This window comes from Vibrio sp. Vb0937 (assembly GCF_033338855.1).
In genome coordinates this window covers 1-1,143 of record NZ_JAWOTK010000353.1, presented here as the reverse complement: position 1 = coordinate 1,143, position 1,143 = coordinate 1, and the positions used below count along the sequence as shown (strand labels likewise).

General features: G+C 48.2%; 2 protein-coding genes. Both read left to right on the top strand.

Annotated features, from left to right (window positions below; translation table 11 throughout):
* Window positions 1–569, top strand: a 569-nt coding sequence (locus tag R7P67_RS25660) for a DMSO/selenate family reductase complex B subunit (RefSeq protein ID WP_318086429.1), incomplete at its 5' end; no start/stop codon positions are given.
* Window positions 569–1,143, top strand: a 575-nt coding sequence (locus tag R7P67_RS25655; RefSeq protein ID WP_318086428.1) for a dimethyl sulfoxide reductase anchor subunit family protein, incomplete at its 3' end; no start/stop codon positions are given. The genes R7P67_RS25660 and R7P67_RS25655, both read left to right, overlap by 1 nt.

Here is a 1,143-nt window from a genome sequence, read left to right as displayed (position 1 = left end):
CATGTCAGCTCTCTTGTAAAGACAACAAAGATCTGGGTATCGACCGTAACTTCCGTCGTGTTTACGAATATGTAGGCGGCAACTGGACAGAAGAAAACGGCGCGTTCCGTCAAAATGTGTTTGCGTACTACCTATCGATCTCTTGTAACCACTGTACTAACCCTGCGTGTACCAAGGTTTGTCCATCTGGTGCAATGCACAAGCGTGAAGAAGACGGCTTTGTCGTTGTCGATGAAAGCGTGTGTATCGGCTGTAAATCTTGTCACATGGCGTGTCCTTATGGCGCACCTCAATACAGCGAAGAAAAAGGTCACATGACTAAGTGTGATGGCTGTTATGAACGTGTCGCAGAAGGCTTAATGCCAGTGTGTGTTGATAGCTGTCCACTACGTGCGATTGAGTTTGGTCCAATTGATGAACTACGCGCGAAATACGGTTCAAACGCGGATGTGGCACCACTGCCAGATTCACGCATTACCAGCCCGAACCTGATCGTGAGGCTAAATCCAAATGGTCGACCAACCAATGACCGCACGGGTTTCCTACAGAATCCAAGAGAGGTGAAATAATGTTATACGAAGCACCATTAGTTGCCTTTACGGTTCTTGCTCAAACTGCGGTTGGCGCGCACTTAACGGTTAATGCGTTCGAGAAATTCGGTAAGCCACCACGCGTGACAGAACCTCGTATGAACATCGCTCGTTTCGCTATTTTGGTTGTAATGGGATTGGGTTTCTTGTTCTCAACCACGCACTTGGGTAGCCCACTTCGTGCCTTCAACGCATTAAACCGTGTTGGTAGTGCGGCGCTATCTAACGAGATCTTAACGGGTGCAAGCTTTCTGTCTCTAGCGGGTTTGTACTGGTTGCTGACGATTCTAAAAATCGGCAGCGAAGGCGTTCGAAAAATCGTGAACTGGTTGTCTATCGCGGTCGGCGTGATTTTCATGTTCGCGATGGTAAATGTTTACCAAATCGAAACGGTACCAGCATGGTACTCACCAATGACAACGGTTGCGTTTTGGTTCACGGTTGTGACTTCGGGCCTGATGTTTGGTTACACGCTGATCAACGTATTGGACGTGACGGCTGAGAAAACCAATCGTCGCTTAATGTGGGCTGGTGTAAGTCTGATTGCGCTGAA